At 68.3% G+C, this 14,049-nt stretch carries 17 protein-coding genes; 2 read left to right on the top strand and 15 right to left on the bottom strand.

Annotated features, from left to right (window positions below; translation table 11 throughout):
• Positions 1 to 4: 4 nt before the first annotated feature.
• The 7 genes from METUNV1_RS11370 to METUNV1_RS11340 form a co-directional block, all read right to left on the bottom strand.
• Entirely contained in the window at positions 5 to 661 is a 657-nt protein-coding gene (locus METUNV1_RS11370) for a 5-formyltetrahydrofolate cyclo-ligase (protein ID WP_008061847.1), read from the bottom strand.
• 13 nt (positions 662 to 674) lie between these two features.
• Positions 675 to 1,748, bottom strand: a complete 1,074-nt coding sequence (locus METUNV1_RS11365; protein ID WP_008061845.1) for a hypothetical protein — start codon at positions 1,746 to 1,748, stop codon at positions 675 to 677.
• Positions 1,745 to 2,149, bottom strand: a complete 405-nt coding sequence (locus METUNV1_RS11360) for a hypothetical protein (RefSeq protein ID WP_008061843.1) — start codon at positions 2,147 to 2,149, stop codon at positions 1,745 to 1,747. Before METUNV1_RS11360 ends, METUNV1_RS11365 begins: the two co-directional genes overlap by 4 nt.
• 14 nt (positions 2,150 to 2,163) lie before the next feature.
• A complete protein-coding gene (locus tag METUNV1_RS11355) occupies positions 2,164 to 2,469 on the bottom strand; it encodes a metal-sulfur cluster assembly factor (RefSeq protein WP_008061841.1) in 306 nt (101 codons plus the stop codon).
• The gene (locus METUNV1_RS11350) at positions 2,469 to 2,909 is read right to left on the bottom strand and encodes an RrF2 family transcriptional regulator (RefSeq protein ID WP_008061840.1); all 441 of its coding nucleotides are present in this window, start codon (positions 2,907 to 2,909) and stop codon (positions 2,469 to 2,471) included. Before METUNV1_RS11350 ends, METUNV1_RS11355 begins: the two co-directional genes overlap by 1 nt.
• Positions 2,910 to 3,014: 105 nt before the next feature.
• Positions 3,015 to 4,250: an NnrS family protein gene (locus METUNV1_RS11345; protein WP_008061838.1), complete on the bottom strand. Its 1,236-nt coding sequence runs from the start codon at positions 4,248 to 4,250 to the stop codon at positions 3,015 to 3,017.
• A 110-nt stretch (positions 4,251 to 4,360) separates the two neighbouring features.
• Positions 4,361 to 4,699 carry a hypothetical protein gene (locus METUNV1_RS11340; protein WP_008061835.1) on the bottom strand — a complete coding sequence of 113 codons (339 nt, stop codon included), beginning with the start codon at positions 4,697 to 4,699 and terminating at the stop codon, positions 4,361 to 4,363.
• A gap of 173 nt (positions 4,700 to 4,872) precedes the next feature.
• Here METUNV1_RS11340 and METUNV1_RS11335 point away from each other — a divergent pair, with 173 nt between their 5' ends.
• A complete protein-coding gene (locus METUNV1_RS11335) occupies positions 4,873 to 6,279 on the top strand; it encodes an esterase-like activity of phytase family protein (protein WP_008061833.1) in 1,407 nt (468 codons plus the stop codon).
• A gap of 107 nt (positions 6,280 to 6,386) precedes the next feature.
• Here METUNV1_RS11335 and METUNV1_RS11330 read toward each other — a convergent pair whose 3' ends face one another.
• From METUNV1_RS11330 to METUNV1_RS11300, 7 genes are all read right to left on the bottom strand, one after another.
• Complete coding sequence (locus METUNV1_RS11330) at positions 6,387 to 7,106, bottom strand: flagellar brake protein (RefSeq protein WP_008061832.1); 720 nt, start codon at positions 7,104 to 7,106, stop codon at positions 6,387 to 6,389.
• Between the two features lie 172 nt (positions 7,107 to 7,278).
• Positions 7,279 to 7,761, bottom strand: coding sequence for a GlcG/HbpS family heme-binding protein (locus METUNV1_RS11325; RefSeq protein ID WP_008061831.1), 483 nt, complete (start codon positions 7,759 to 7,761; stop codon positions 7,279 to 7,281).
• Positions 7,762 to 7,820: 59 nt separating this feature from the next.
• Positions 7,821 to 8,252, bottom strand: coding sequence for a c-type cytochrome (locus METUNV1_RS11320; RefSeq protein ID WP_008061830.1), 432 nt, complete (start codon positions 8,250 to 8,252; stop codon positions 7,821 to 7,823).
• Between the two features lie 82 nt (positions 8,253 to 8,334).
• Entirely contained in the window at positions 8,335 to 8,748 is a 414-nt protein-coding gene (locus METUNV1_RS11315; RefSeq protein ID WP_043359765.1) for a c-type cytochrome, read from the bottom strand.
• 14 nt (positions 8,749 to 8,762) lie between these two features.
• Entirely contained in the window at positions 8,763 to 9,506 is a 744-nt protein-coding gene (locus tag METUNV1_RS11310; protein ID WP_232416334.1) for a transporter substrate-binding domain-containing protein, read from the bottom strand.
• A 64-nt stretch (positions 9,507 to 9,570) separates the two neighbouring features.
• Positions 9,571 to 11,334: a PQQ-dependent dehydrogenase, methanol/ethanol family gene (locus tag METUNV1_RS11305; protein ID WP_008061827.1), complete on the bottom strand. Its 1,764-nt coding sequence runs from the start codon at positions 11,332 to 11,334 to the stop codon at positions 9,571 to 9,573.
• A 304-nt stretch (positions 11,335 to 11,638) separates the two neighbouring features.
• A complete protein-coding gene (locus METUNV1_RS11300) occupies positions 11,639 to 12,640 on the bottom strand; it encodes a DUF3034 family protein (protein ID WP_008061819.1) in 1,002 nt (333 codons plus the stop codon).
• A gap of 99 nt (positions 12,641 to 12,739) precedes the next feature.
• Here METUNV1_RS11300 and METUNV1_RS11295 point away from each other — a divergent pair, with 99 nt between their 5' ends.
• Positions 12,740 to 13,171 carry a group I truncated hemoglobin gene (locus METUNV1_RS11295; protein WP_008061817.1) on the top strand — a complete coding sequence of 144 codons (432 nt, stop codon included), beginning with the start codon at positions 12,740 to 12,742 and terminating at the stop codon, positions 13,169 to 13,171.
• Between the two features lie 39 nt (positions 13,172 to 13,210).
• Here the strand turns inward: METUNV1_RS11295 and METUNV1_RS11290 are convergent, their stop codons facing one another.
• The gene (locus tag METUNV1_RS11290; protein ID WP_008061815.1) at positions 13,211 to 14,020 is read right to left on the bottom strand and encodes an enoyl-CoA hydratase-related protein; all 810 of its coding nucleotides are present in this window, start codon (positions 14,018 to 14,020) and stop codon (positions 13,211 to 13,213) included.
• Positions 14,021 to 14,049: the final 29 nt, after the last annotated feature.

Here is a 14,049-nt window from a genome sequence, read left to right as displayed (position 1 = left end):
AGGTTCACCGCAGGATGCGGCTGGCCACCAGCGCGTGCGCGCGCTGGGCACAGGTATCGACATCGATTTCGTGCAGACCGTCGTCCGACACTTCGAAGATGCCGGCTTCGGTCACGATGAAATCCATCGGAATGTCATGCGGCTGCGGATGGATGGTCGGCATGCGCGACAGTTCGAACGCCACACCTATCTTCAGCGGCTGCACCGTGCAGGCGGCAAGCGTACGGTCGAAGAAGCCGCCGCCATAGCCGAGGCGATAGCCGCGCGCGTCGAAGCCGACCGGCGGCACCAGCAGCGCATGCGGCTGCACGACATTGGTGTCGTCCGGCACCGGCAGGTCGAACACGCCGGGCGTGGTGGCCACGCCCGGCCACCATTCGCGGAACACCAGCGGCGCGTTGCGCTCGACCACTTCGGGCAGCGCGCCGCGCGCGCCCTGCGTACGCAGCGAGCGCAGCAGATGGCGGCTGTCGAATTCGCCGCGGAAGGGCCAGCAGAAGCCGATCGTCATATGGGACAGCAGCGGGAAACCCGCTTCGAGATAGCCGGTGATTTCGACATTGCGCGCCATGCGCTGCGCCGGCTCGACCGCCTCGCGCTCGGTCAGCAGACGCTGGCGCTCGGCGCGTCGCCAGGCCGACAGATTGTCCGGTGTGTTCATCGCGGGTACTCCTTCACGACATCGCGGGGGCCGGTTTCGCTGCGCGCACGGCGCGCAGCATGAGCGCCGCGAACAGCAGGATGGCCGCGGCGTGCAGCCCGCCGGCCAGCATCAGCGCATCATGCCGGCCGAGCCCCGCACCGGCAATGCGCAGCGCAAGGCTGAGGGCGAGCAGCCACAGCGGCCAGCGCGCACGTGGATCGTAGACCGGCCGCAGGCGCAGCAGTGCCGGCAGAACGATGGGGGCGTGGCCGAACACCATGGCGAACACGAAGCCCAGCAGCACCGCATGCAGCCCGGTGGCGGCCAGCGGCCCCGGATGGAACTCGCCGTACAGGCCGAGCAGCGCGCCCACCAGCAGCCACAGATAGCCGACGGTGAGGCAGAGCGCGGTATGGCCCGGCCAGCCGGCTGCACGCCATGCGCGCGGCGCAATGTCCCAGCGCAGCAGCCACAGCGCCAGCAGCGCGCAGCCCGGCCACAGCGCCAGCGAGGCGGGATCGACCGCACCGGCGATCAGCAGCGCGACCGCCGCGATGAACAGGCTGCGCGCCAGCGCCGGCAGCCGCACCAGCTGGGTCAGTTCGCGCCGCTCACCGGCAATGGTGAGCACCAGGAAGGCCACCCAGCCGCGGGTGGTGGCGGCGAGGTCGCCGCCCATCGCCCACAGCAGCGCGCCACCCAGCCAGCAGGCGGCACCGCACAGTTCGACCATCAGGTGAGGCGACCACGCACGGCTGACGCCGGCATGAACGTAGAGCGCGACCAGACCGGCCGCAGCCAGCGCCCAGCAGGCCTGGGCCAGCGGCAGCAGCGACGGGCTCCACGCAAGCAGGCCACCGATGCCGGCCAGCAGCGGCGCACCCAGGCCGGCAAGACGACCGAGCGCGACTGCGCGTTCGAGTGCGATCAGCGTGCCGAAGAAGCCGCACACCATCAGCGCGCCATGCACCGGCGCCGGCATGACCGGCACCGGCAGGCCCAGCCGGGCCAGCCCGCCGCTCAGGCCGGACAGCAGCGCCACCACCGCCAGCAGCGCGCAGGCGACGACCGCCTGACGCCAGCCCGGCGGCCGCGTCACGCTCATGCCAGCCGCACCGCCCGGCCGCGGCGGTCCACCGGCATCAGCCCGTCCAGCCGGCCCGCCTTGATCGCCTCGACCATGCGGTCGAGTGAGCGGCCGATGTCGGCCTCGGCCGGCGGCCGACCGCCACTGCCGGACAGCGCTGCGACGAACACGATCGCCCAGTCCGGCGCGAACAGGCCGGCCTCCTCCGCCAGCGCAGCGAAGTCCTGCAGTTCGTGCGGCGACTTGTCCACGCAGCAGTGCGGCACCAGCGCGCCGCCCCGGCCGGCGGCGAAGCCGGCGCGCTCGGCCGCGCTGGCGCCGTCCGGCAGTTCGGCACGGGTGAACACCAGCAGCAGGCGCTGCGGCTCGGGCTGCTGCCGGGCGGCGGCGATCAGGTCGTCGAACGAGGCAATCTGCATGTCGTGTCTCTCCGTCAGATGTTCCAGCCGAAGCGCTGCTGCAGCGCCGGGCTCATGCGTCCGGGATGCCAGGGCGTGTCCCAGTCGAACGTCACGTTCACTGCCCAGCCCGGCGGGCAGGCGGCACGCAGCGCGGCGGTGGCGTCCTCGATCAGCAGGTCGCCCATCGGGCAGGTGGCGCTGGTCGGAATCAGTACCACATCGACCTGGCGGTCACCGACGCCGATGTGTTTCACCAGGCCGAGGTCGACGATGCTTTCCGCCAGCTCCGGGTCCGGCACCGTATGCAGCGCGGCGCGCAGGGTGTCGATGTCGGGCATCACGATACTCTCCGCAGCGGTTCGATCGCGCGCGGCGCGGGCGGCAGCAGATCGGCCAGCGTGTGGCGGTCGAGATGGGCCAGGAACTCGGCCAGCGCGCCTTCGAAAATGCCGGTGAGACGGCAGCGTCCTTCCAGCGAGCAGCCGCTGCCGCCCGGCTCGCCGAGACATTCGACCAGCCGGAAGTCCGGTTCCACGCTGCGCACCACCTCGCCCAGCCGGATCTGCGCCGGATCGTGGCCGAGCCGCATGCCGCCGCCCTTGCCGCGCACCGTTTCCAGCCAGCCGGCCAGCGCCAGCTGGTGGGTCACCTTCATCAGATGGGCTTCCGAAATGCCGTAGGCCTGCGCGATTTCGGCGATGGTGCACAGCCGGTCCGGATGCCGGCCGACGTGCATGAGCAGGCGCAGCGCGTAATCGGTCATCGTGGTCAGACGCATGGCGAGTGTCCTGTGCGTGTCGTGAAAGTCACCCGGCACACGGCCTGCAAGGCCCGTACCACCTTGCGGCGGGTGTGGATACGGTGGCCGGCGGGCGCGCCCATGTCAGCCCCGGCGCGGCGTGATGGACACCGGCTGCGCGGCGGGGCCGGCGCGATCCGGCCGCGGGCGGATCATCATCGGGAAGAAGCGCCACAGATAGAGCGCGAACGCCAGCGCCCACAGTCCGGCGGCGCCGTGCAGCAGATGCACCGACGCCGGCGACGGATGCAGCGCGGCCAGCCTCAGCACGGTGGCGGCGATCACCAGTCCGTAAGCCGTCACCATGCTGCGGTCGGTGTCCAGCGGGCGGCCGAGGTGGCCGAGCGCGGTGCGGGTGATCATGCCGATGATGAGCACCGAAAAGCCGCCCATCGCGATCACATGCACATGCAGCGCGGCCGGCGTGCCGGCACCGGCCGCGTGGGCGGCAGCCAGCAGCAGGCCGATGCCGAGCCCGGCGTAGCCGACGTACAGAATCCACAGCAGCGGCTTGTGCAGCACCCGCCACGGCTTCCAGCTCACCCACTGCAGCAGCGCGATGCCGCCGGCCACCGTCAGTGCGGCGGCCAGTGCGGTGGTCCAGCCGGCGAACAGGCAGAGCACCGCAACCGCGCTGGCGATCAGCTGGGCCATGCCGCTCTGCAGATGGGCCGGTACAGTCAGCCCAGGCACCGCCCGCATGGCAAAGAAGGGAATCACCCGGCGCGCGACCAGCAGCGTGAGCAGCGTCATCACCAGCAGACCGGCGTTGAAATGCCGCATCAGCGCGCCGTAGTCGCCGGCGCGGGTGGCGAGCAGGAAAAGCAGGTCGGTCAGGCCCAGACCGAGCAGCATGAGCGGCACTGCGTAGTTGCGGGTGTTGCGGGACAGCAGCACCGAGCGCCCGAGCGCGGCGGCGGCCAGCGCGAAGAAGCCGCCCTCGGCCAGTGCGCCAGCCAGAAAGGCGGCGTCACCCGGCAGCAGGAAGGCGACCCGTGCCAGCGCCCACAGCAGGCAGAGCACCGCCAGCGCACGGCCGGCCAGCGGATTGATGCCTGTCCAGGCGCCGCCGGCGGTCATCAGGAAGCCGACCGCAATGGTGGCGACGAAACCCCACAGCATTTCGTGGGCGTGCCAGGCCAGCCCGCCCAGCGTGCCGCCCGGCAGCTGCGGCGCGAATATCCACACCGCCACCGCGAGCAGCGCCCACAGCGCGCCGGCCAGATAGACCGGCCGGAACCCCATTTCGAGGAAAGCCTCGACCGACGGCGCCGCGGCGGACGACTTCGGCGGTTCATCGATGGACAGCAGCAGGGCCATGTTCGCGCTCCTTCAGTGGATGGGCGAAAACATACATCCTCGATGAATCTTAAAACTTGATGCAGAACAAGGCCGGCGGTCAAGGACCGGAAGATCGGGGCCGCGCGGCATCAGCGGCGGCTGTCGGTGCCGACCTCCGCACTCACCTCGATCACTTCGCCCTCGATCACGCGGCCGCCACTGGCGGGCACGTCGCCGAAGGGCGCCTGCATCGGGTGATCCATCTGTTCGCGCATGCGGCGGCGCAGGTCGCGGGTTTTCCACCACATCCAGCCCCAGAAGGCGAGTCCGCCCACCACCGCCACCGCGACGATCACCACCGAGAACATGAGCCCCAGCACCAGCAGGCCGGCGCCGACCAGCAGCGCGACCAGCTTGCCGAAGAAGCCCTTGGGCTGGAGATGGACCTGACGGCCGTGCAGGCGCCGGAAGGACGGATCGGTGTTCATGCGGGAGCGCCTCGTGGGTTCAAACGGATCACATGGGGGTGACCACCGGAATGGTCAAGGGTTCGCGCAGGCACCGGATGCGACGCAAGACTGAAACATGCACCGCCTAGGCTGGACGGTTGCCGATCGCATGTCCATCGCGCATATCCGACACAACAACAGTGAGGTCCATCATGAAACTGAAATCGCTCGCCGCGGCGCTGCTGGCCGCCGCCGCCATGCCGGCATCCGCCGTGTCCTTCATCAACGGCATCGCCATTCCGGGCAGCACCGGCGACCAGTTCGGCAGCAGCGTGAACGACGGCAGGCTGGGCATGTTCTCCGACATCTACTACGACCCGAACCGCAACGAATGGTGGGGCCTGTCCGACCGCGGTCCGGGCGGCGGCACCCTGCCCTACGACGTGCGGGTGCAGCGCTTCACGCTGGATGTGGACCGCAGCAGCGGCGCCATATCCAACTTCCAGGTGGTGCAGACGGTCAAGTTCAGCGCTGGCGGCACGGTGATGGGCGGCCAGTTCCCGGGCACGCTGAGCGGCTCGGCCGCAAATCTGGGCACCGCCTTCGACCCGGAAGGTTTCGTCATCAACCCGCGCACCGGCACGCTGCTGGTGTCGGACGAATACGGTCCGTCGCTGTACGAATTCGACCGCAGCGGCGCGCTGCTGCGCACCTACAACACGCCGCAGGCGCTGCGCCCGGTGCTGGCCAACGGCCAGTACAACTACGACGGCGACGGCGTGAGCGGCCGCCGCACCAATCGCGGCTTCGAAGGGCTGGCCATCTCGCCGGACGGCCGCTACACCTACGCGATGCTGCAGAGTTCGATGATGGACGAAGGCGGCGCCAACGGCGTGTACAACCGCATCGTCAAGTTCGACAACGGCAATGGCGAAGCGGTGGCGCAGTACGCCTACCGGATGGACACCGCAGCCCAGGGCCGCGGCATTTCGGCGCTGGTCGCGCTGAACGACCAGGAATTCATGGTGCTGGAGCGCAACAACCGCGGTCTGGGCGCCGAAGCGACGCTGGCCGGCGCGGCTGGCAACAAGAATGTGTATCTGATCAGCCTCGCCGGCGCGACCGACGTGACCGGCATCGACCTGGATGCGCCGGGCGCCAGCTTCGTCGCGGTGAGCAAGAACGGCACGCCCTTCATCGATCTGGCGGCGAACACGCTGCCAGAAACCGGCGGCGTGTCGCCTGAGAAGTGGGAAGGCCTGGCAGTGGGCCCGCAACTCGACGACGGCTCCTGGCTCATCGTGGCCGGCAATGACAACGACTACTCGGTGACCCAGAACGGCAGCGCGGTGCAGTTCGACGTGCTGTACAACCCGGCCACCCAGCAGCGCATCCAGTGTCCGCTGGGTTCGACCGCCGGCTGCACGCTGGCCGGCACGAGCACCGCCTATACCGGCAGCACCGACGGTTTCGCGCTGATTCCGGGCGTGCTGCACGGCTACCGCGCGTCGGCCGCCGAACTGGCCGGCTACACCGCGCCGGTGCCGGAACCGGCTTCGTGGGCCCTGCTCGGCGCCGGTCTGGCGCTGGTCGGCGCCCTCTCACGCCGCCAGCGCTGAGCGCTGCAAGCTGCAAGCTGCAAGCTGCAAGCTGCAAGCTGCAAGGTCGGAACCCCCCGGAACAAAAGGGGTTCCTTGAATCCTGGAGCTTGCCGCTTGTAGCTGACTTACAGCCGCCGGTGCGGCTGTTCGACCAGGTTCTGGTAGACGTAGCTCTTGAGGAAGACCGAAGTCTGCGCGTTGAGGTCCTCGAATTCGACGCCATAGGCCGGTTCGCCGGTATCCACGGTGTCGTGCTGGTTGCGGATCACCCCGGTCACCACGATGCGGGTGCGCACCTTGTGGATGTCCAGCACCAGTTCCAGCGACACCTTGTCGCCGACCGCACGGCCGGGCGACCACACGCGCACTTCGGCGCCGGTGGCGCTGAGATTGGTCACCACGGTGGGCACCGGTTCGTCGGCGTCGGTCACCCGCGCGCTGATCGAGGTGGCGATGCGCTCGGCGTTGCGGATCTGCCGCATCGAGATGCGGCGCGGAAATTCGAGATGCAGGTATTCGAACGGACGCACCGAACGCTTGCCGACCACGGTGCTGAAGCCGTAGGCGTGGCGGCCGGAAAAGGTGCGCACGCCGATTTCGTCGCCCTCGATCGGCGGGCCGGCCCAGGCGCGGGTGTCCGGCATGGTGACCAGCACGCTCAGATCATTCACCCAGCCGATCAGCTTCACCACGCCCGGCTGTTCGCCCAGCTTGGCCGGTGGCTCGATCACCATGCGGTCGCCAACCTTCAGACCCAGATCCTTGAAAGCGAGATCCTTGCCGACCACGGCGGCATCGGCGGTGCGGGCGAAATCTTCGACGGGGGGCTCGGCTCTGGTATTCATGTTGTTCCGGCTCGGCAACGGCGTATATGGACAACCCGAAGCTTCTTAACGAAAGCGTGAACCGGAACTGAAGATGGCCGGACGCCGGAGTGTGAAAAATTTTCAGCGCCGGCGCCCGGATCGGGGCGGGAACGGGCCGGCGGCCCGCGCCCGATGACGCCCCGGGCAGGGATCAGAGCAGCGACTTGGCCGCTTCCAGACCCTTCTTCGCGCATTCCTCGTCCTCTTCCTCGGTACCGCCACTGACGCCGACGCCCCCCAGATGCACGCCCTTGGCGCTCATGATGGGCAGGCCGCCGATGATGGCGGTGGTGCGGGGCAGCAGTTCGGCGGTCGGAATGCCCTTGGACAGATCGCGGAACTGACGGGTGGACACCGGCAGGCTGGCCGAGGTGTCGGCCTTCAGGCGGGCCACATTGACGCTGATCAGGATGCTGTCGTCCATGCGGCTGAAGTACTTCGGATTGCCGGCGGTGTCATGCACCGCGATGATCATGCGCCAGCCCTTGCTGGCGGCGTACTTCTCGCAGCCTTCGCCGATCGCCTTGGCGGTGGCGAGGTCGAGCGACGGACGCGCGGTCTGGGCCTGTGCGGCGCTGCCGAATGCGCTCAGCGCGGCGAGCGCGACGGCGGCGGACAGGGTAGTGAACTTCATGGCGTGTCTCCTCTTCTTCTCGTGGGTGAAATCGGCTCAGCAGTGACCGGACGGCCGGATCAGTACCACTGGCCTTCGTCCTGGGTGGCCGCCTTGCGGTCAGCCGCCTGAACGCGCTTCGCCTCCTCGCGCAGGAAGGCGATGATCTGGCGGATCTCTTCCGGCTTCAGCGCCGGCCCGAAACCGCCCATCTGGGTATTGGCCCGGCCTTCGGAAATGATCTTGTACATGTAGTCGTCGCTGTTGGCGCCGCCCGGGCCCCAGGCGCCCTTGACCAGCTGCGGCCCCTTGCCGCCCTTGCCGCGCGAGTTGTGGCACTGCTGGCAGTTGCGGCCGAACAGTTCTTCGCCCTTGCTGGCGTCGCTTTCGGTGGCGGCCCCGGCGGGACCGGTCGGGCCGCCCGGCCCGAAGGCGGAAACGGATGTGGCGCCCAGCGCCAGCGCAGCGGCGAGCGCGCAGGTGGCGGCGCCGCGGATCAGGGTGTATTGCATCGGTGGAACTCCATATGAGTGGACAGGCGCGGCCAGCCGCATCGGGCCGCCGCACCGGCATCCGGCCGGGCCGGATGCGGGATCAGAACCAGAGATCGTCTTCGGCGCCGGCCTTGGCCTTTTCGGCCGCCTTCACGCGCTTCGCTTCCTCGCGCAGGAAGGCGATGATCTGCCAGATCTCTTCCGGCTTGAGCGCCGGGCCGAAGCCGCCCATCTGGGTGTTGGGCCGGCCGTTGGCGATGATTCCGTACATGTAGCCATCGCTGTTCGCACCGCCAGGGCCCCAGGCGCCCTTGACCAGCTGCGGCCCCTTGCCGCCCTTGCCGCGCGAGTTGTGGCACTGCTGGCAGTTGCGGCCGAACAGTTCCTCGCCGGCCTGCGCGGCCTGCGGGTCACCGGCCAGCGGATTCACCGCCGGAATGTCGTTGCCGAAGGCGAACGAAGCGCTTGCCGCCGTCAGGCCGGCCAGCAGCATGAAACGCAATGAGTGCTGCATCACGGCTCCTGTGCTCACGGGAAGCCGGCCTTGCGGGCCAGCGCGTCCAGCGTGCCGTCAGCCGCGAAAGCCGTCAGCACCGCATCGAGTTCGCTGCCCAGCGCCGCGTCGCCGCGCCGGTAGGCGATCACGAAACGGGTGGTCAGGGTCGGCTCACGCAGCACCTGGGCCAGCCTGAGTGAAGCCGGCAGCGGCGTTTCGGCCAGACGGCCGGACCACACCAGCGCACCGCCCAGTTCGCCCCGCGCCACCGCCTCCAGCATCTGGCTCACGCTGCCGTAAGGCGTACGGTTGTAGCCGCCGGCCAGCAGGTGAAGATCGGCCGGCGTGGCGGTGATACCGCCCACCCGTGCGGTGCGCAGGTCAGCCAGCACCTTCGCCTTGCTCGCGGCAGGCACCACCAGCGCATAGGCGACCGCGGCGTACGGCTTCGAGGCGACCAGATTGCGTTCGGCCAGATCCTCGCCGCCGTCTACGGTTTCGGGCAGACCGACGAACAGTTCGCAGGTGCCGGCCTGCACCGTCTGCTTGAGCGCCCGGCCCATGCCGCCGCGGGCGGGCACGGTGATCCAGGTGAGCTGCAGGTCTCGCCCCATGCGGGCAGCCACCGCCTGCATCACTTCTATATCCAGCCCCTTCGCGCCGCCGTCGCGCGATGAGAAGGGCGCATTGCCCTCGACCACGCAGGCGTTCAGCGATGCTGCATGCGCCGCCGGCAACGTCGCGAGGCCCAGCAGGCAGGCTGCGATGCGCAGCACGGCGGATGTCTTGATCGAAATCGTCATCGCGACATGGGGCGCCCTTGCGGGCGCCCCGGCTCCATTACTCGGACAGGCCGAAGATCATCATGCCGCCGCCGCGGTTCTGGTGCTTGAACAGCTCGTCATACACCAGCGGCCACAGGCTGCCGCCGCCCGGGCCATACACGATGGCCACGTACTGCTTGCCATCCACCGTGAAAGTGGTCGGGTTGCCGTGGATGCCGGTGCCGACGTTGAAGCGCCACAGTGCCTCGCCGGTGTCGTCACGCATGGCGTGGAACCAGCCCTCGGCGTCACCCGCGAACACCACGCCACCCGCGGTGGCCAGCATGCCGCTGGTCGCCGGCGTGCTCTGCGGACGCGACCACACCACTTCGCCGGTGGTGGCATTGAACGCCTTGATGCCGCCGGTGTAGGGGTTGGCCTTCAGCACCTTGGACGACAGGAACCACTCGCCGCGCTTCCATTCCATCTTCTTGGCCTGGATGTCCATCGAGCTGTCGATGTAGGGCACATACAGCAGCTTGGTCTTCGGGCTGTACGCTGCCGGGTGCCATTCCTTGCCACCGTCCAGAATCGGCGCGATGTCCTTGGCGATCTTGTCGTAGCCCGGGACCTTTTCCGGGTTGACGATCGGACGGCAGTTGTCGGAGAAGCCGGTCACCCAGTTCACGCGTGCGATCGGCACCACCCAGTTGCACTTGCCGGTAACGCGGTCGATCGAGTACAGGTGACCGTTGCGGTCGCCGTGCAGCCACACCTTGCGGCCCTTCTCGTCGTCCACCAGAATGGTTTCGTTGTTGCCGTCGTAGTCCCAGGCGTCGTTCGGCGTGTACTGGAAGTGGTTCTTGATCTTGCCGGTACGCGCATCCATCATCAGCGTGGAGTTGCTGTACAGGTTGTCGCCCTTGCGCACGCTCGGGTCGAAGTCAGGCGTCGGGTTGCCCACGCCCCAGTAGATCGTGTTGCTCTTGGGGTCGTAGTTGCCGGTCAGCCAGGCGGACGAGCCGCCGGTGCGCCAGGAGTCGTTGGCCCAGGTCTTGGCGTTCGGGTCCTTGGCGTCGGTCGGGCGGGTGGTGGTCTGCCACACGATTTCGCCGGTGTCCGGATCGAGCGCGGTGATCTTGCCGACGTTGGCGCCGACGTCGCCGCCGGAGTTGCCGACCACGATCTTGCCGTCAGCGACCAGCGGCATCGAGGTATAGATTTCGCCGGTCGTGTAGTCGCCCAGCTTCTTTTCCCACACGACCTTGCCGGTGGTGTTGTTCAGCGCGACCACGTGGGTGTCCAGGGTGGCCATGTAGACCATGTCCTTGTACACCGCCACGCCACGGTTCACCGCTTCGCAGCACAGGCGCGGGCCGAGGTCGCCCGGCAGCGAGCGCTCGTACTTCCACAGCATGCGGCCGGTGGCGCCGTCGATCGAGAACACCTTGTTCTGGCTGGCGGTCACGTAGATGCGGCCATTCACCACGGTGGTCTGGCTGTCCTGCGCGTCATTGACGCCGAAGGACAGGTTCCACTTCGGCACCAGCTTCTTCACGTTGTCCTGGGTCACCTGGCGCAGCTGCGAGAAGCGCGTGGCCTGGTAGTCCTTGCCGTAGTGCAGCCAGTTGTTGGCGTCCTTGTCGGCGTTGATCAGCATGTCGTCGCTGACGTAGTTCGGACGCCACTTGAAGGTGGCTTCCAGCACGTTGATGCCGAGCGGCGGTTCCGGATCTTCGGCATGCGCGACAACCGGTGCCAGCAGCAGGGCTGCCAGCAGGCTGCTGGCCAGGGTACTCACTGCACTGGGCCGCAGGGTGCGGCCGCTGTTCTTGTTCATCAGGCTTCCTCCAATGTTGTGAATGCGCAGGCCTGCCGCCGGCCCGGATTTTTATCGGCCGGCACGCGGAACGACGACGTTCCGAAGACATGCGCGCACAGATGTCTGCAGCATTCGTGCCACGGAGGCCGTGACGGCCGCCTCGACGACACTCCGCCAGACGGGGCGGTGGTTTGCGGAGAAAGGGAAAAATTCCCCTGCCGCGGGTGAGTGACTCACTGAGACACCGGAGCAGGGAAAACAGAGACAGCTGTCTCAGTCGCAGTGCGCTACATATGTCGCAGTGACACCCGCAGCGGCCGGTTCAGAAGGACAGCTGACCGGACAGATACCAGGCGCGCTGGCGCGGCTTGTCCGCCACATTGCCCAGATCGACCTGGGCCGCGGTGAGCGAGAAGTTCTTGTACGGGAACCAGGCGACGAACACGTCGGAGGCCGCCTGTTCGCGGAAGGCCGACAGGTTGTCCGGCTTCTCGCGGTACTCGACCCCCACCGCGAGATTGTCACGCAGCAGTACCGCGACCGAGGCCGCCGGCATCAGCTTGTAGTCGTCGGACCTGTCGCCGCCAAAGCCGAGCAGGCCGAACTGGTTGGCCCGGGTGGCCTGCAGCGTCACATTGGTCAGCAGGTTGTAGCCGCCGGCCAGCCCCAGATACACCTTGGTCGCCGCCACATAGGCTTCTAGGTCGGACTTGCGCTGCGCGCCGAGCAGGGTCGGCACCAGACCGAAATCGCGGTTGTGCTTCCAGCTCAGACCGACCGACACCTGCGGCCACCAGCGGTCCTGGTCATACACCGCATCGCCGAACAGCCTCACCTTCGCACCGATCACGTCGAGGTCGATCGACTGGCCGGGCACCGTGTCCGACAGGCCGAAACGCTGGGTGGCCGCCGACAGTTCGACCCGGTTCCACAGGCCGACCGCGACCCCGCTGGATTCCAGCTGAAAGCCGCCACGGGTGCGCAGGCGGGTATGAAAGGCGGAGGCGCCGATCTGTTCGCGTGTGCCGTAACCGGCGATCACCGCCCACGGATTGAGACCGCCTCCGGCCGCGCCCTCGATCTGACTCACGCCGCCGGTCGCGATCAGGCGGTCACCGCTGCGCGGTCTGGCCGCGGGAGCGGACCGGGCGTCGGGGGTCGCTTCGCCGGACCCGGTGGCGGGCAGCTCGACCACGTCCGGCGCCGGCCCGGCGGCCGACTGCCAGCCGGACATGCGCAGCGGCGCGTCATCCGCCAATGCACCGCCCGCTGCGAGGGCGAGCAGGCCGGTCAGGGCGGCGAAGTGAGGGCGGCGGGCTTTCATTTGTGGGAAATTTGATCAAAAGTCTGAAAGAGCTTACAACGGCTCAAGACCGCAGCGAGCGACTCCGATATCCGGGTGTCGCTCCAGAGGAACACTCGCATGAATCGTGCCCATCACCGTCTGCTGCTGATCGCCGGCCTGGCGCTGCTCGCCGGCTGCACCCACCTGCGCGAGGACGATGCCCTCTACGCGCGGCTCGGCGGCGAAGCCGGCATAGAGCGCATCGTGAGCGATCTGGTGGACGTGGTAACGATCGATCCGCGCACGCGCCGCTCGCTGGAGGGCATCAAGGTAAAACACCTGAAGCACAGCATCACGATGTTCATCTGCAACGTGGCAGGCGGCCAGTGCGACTACGAAGGTGAGGACATGAAGAAGACGCATGTCGACGCACAGATCACCGAAGCCGAGTTCGACGCCCTGGTCGGCATGCTGCGCGAGGTGCTGGACCGCCACGTCGGCACCGCGGAAAAGAACGAGCTGCTGCGCCGTCTCGCGCCGATGAAGCGCGACATCGTCGCCGGCTACTGAGGTCGGGCGCCCCGGCCGGGGCCGGTCCTGCGCGGGCGCTCAGCGTCCCTCGAAACCCGGCTTGCGCCGCTCGATGAAGGCGGTCACGGCCTCGGCGAAATCGCGGGTGGCGGCGCAGCGGCCGAAAGCCGCCGCCTCGTCGGCCAGCTGCTGTGCAAGCGGCTGACCGGATGAATTCAGCAGGCGCTTGATTTCGGCCCAGCCGTGGCGCGGCCCCGCCGCCAGTCGCGCGGCTTCGGCGGCGACCGCGGCATCGAATTCATCCACCGGCACCACCCGCTCGACCAGGCCCAGCTCCTTCGCCTCGTGCGCATCGAAGCGGCGCGCGCTCCACATCAGTTCGCGCGCCCGCCGCTCGCCCAGAGCACGCACCAGGAAGTGCGACTGGCCGCCGGCACCCGGCTGGGCCAGACCGATGCCGGCGGTCGAGAACAGCGCGTCCTCAGCCGCGATCACGACATCGGACGCCAGCATCAGTGAAAAGCCGTAGCCCACGCAGTCGCCGCGCACCGCGGCCAGCACCGGCTGGTGCGCATGACGCAGCGCGAGGATGACCGGATTGACCCAGTTCTCGACCAGTGCGCGAAAAGTGGCCAGACGCGCCGTCGGGTCCAGCGGCAGGCTCTGTGAGAACTCATGCACATCGCCGCCGGCACTGAAGCTCCCCCCGTCGCCACGCAGCACCAGTACCCGGCACGCCGGATCCGGCAGCACCTTCTCCACCGCCTCGCGCAGACCCTGCATCATCGCGGTGGTGAAGGCATTGCGCCGCGCCGGCCTCGACATGGTGAGCGTCGCGACGCCACGTTCGAGCGTGCTCAGGATGCGGCCGGAATCGTTGGGGGTCATCTTCAGGACAGTCTCAAGGACGAAGGCGC

This window comes from Methyloversatilis universalis FAM5 (genome assembly GCF_000214035.2).
GTDB classification, from domain to species: Bacteria; Pseudomonadota; Gammaproteobacteria; order Burkholderiales; family Rhodocyclaceae; genus Methyloversatilis; species Methyloversatilis universalis.
The sequence above is the reverse complement of the archived record's forward strand: the minus strand, read 5'-3'. Positions and strand labels throughout refer to the sequence as shown.

Excerpts from the sequence above, each read along its gene's own strand:
- METUNV1_RS11370 (WP_008061847.1), bottom strand. The coding sequence starts at position 661 with ATGAACACACCGGACAATCTGTCGGCCTGGCGACGCGCCGAGCGCCAG.
- METUNV1_RS11365 (WP_008061845.1), bottom strand. The coding sequence starts at position 1,748 with ATGAGCGTGACGCGGCCGCCGGGCTGGCGTCAGGCGGTCGTCGCCTGC.
- METUNV1_RS11360 (WP_008061843.1), bottom strand. The coding sequence starts at position 2,149 with ATGCAGATTGCCTCGTTCGACGACCTGATCGCCGCCGCCCGGCAGCAG.
- METUNV1_RS11355 (WP_008061841.1), bottom strand. The coding sequence starts at position 2,469 with ATGCCCGACATCGACACCCTGCGCGCCGCGCTGCATACGGTGCCGGAC.
- METUNV1_RS11350 (WP_008061840.1), bottom strand. The coding sequence starts at position 2,909 with ATGCGTCTGACCACGATGACCGATTACGCGCTGCGCCTGCTCATGCAC.
- METUNV1_RS11345 (WP_008061838.1), bottom strand. The coding sequence starts at position 4,250 with ATGGCCCTGCTGCTGTCCATCGATGAACCGCCGAAGTCGTCCGCCGCG.
- METUNV1_RS11340 (WP_008061835.1), bottom strand. The coding sequence starts at position 4,699 with ATGAACACCGATCCGTCCTTCCGGCGCCTGCACGGCCGTCAGGTCCAT.
- METUNV1_RS11335 (WP_008061833.1), top strand. The coding sequence starts at position 4,873 with ATGAAACTGAAATCGCTCGCCGCGGCGCTGCTGGCCGCCGCCGCCATG.
- METUNV1_RS11330 (WP_008061832.1), bottom strand. The coding sequence starts at position 7,106 with ATGAATACCAGAGCCGAGCCCCCCGTCGAAGATTTCGCCCGCACCGCC.
- METUNV1_RS11325 (WP_008061831.1), bottom strand. The coding sequence starts at position 7,761 with ATGAAGTTCACTACCCTGTCCGCCGCCGTCGCGCTCGCCGCGCTGAGC.
- METUNV1_RS11320 (WP_008061830.1), bottom strand. The coding sequence starts at position 8,252 with ATGCAATACACCCTGATCCGCGGCGCCGCCACCTGCGCGCTCGCCGCT.
- METUNV1_RS11315 (WP_043359765.1), bottom strand. The coding sequence starts at position 8,748 with ATGCAGCACTCATTGCGTTTCATGCTGCTGGCCGGCCTGACGGCGGCA.
- METUNV1_RS11305 (WP_008061827.1), bottom strand. The coding sequence starts at position 11,334 with ATGAACAAGAACAGCGGCCGCACCCTGCGGCCCAGTGCAGTGAGTACC.
- METUNV1_RS11300 (WP_008061819.1), bottom strand. The coding sequence starts at position 12,640 with ATGAAAGCCCGCCGCCCTCACTTCGCCGCCCTGACCGGCCTGCTCGCC.
- METUNV1_RS11295 (WP_008061817.1), top strand. The coding sequence starts at position 12,740 with ATGAATCGTGCCCATCACCGTCTGCTGCTGATCGCCGGCCTGGCGCTG.
- METUNV1_RS11290 (WP_008061815.1), bottom strand. The coding sequence starts at position 14,020 with ATGACCCCCAACGATTCCGGCCGCATCCTGAGCACGCTCGAACGTGGC.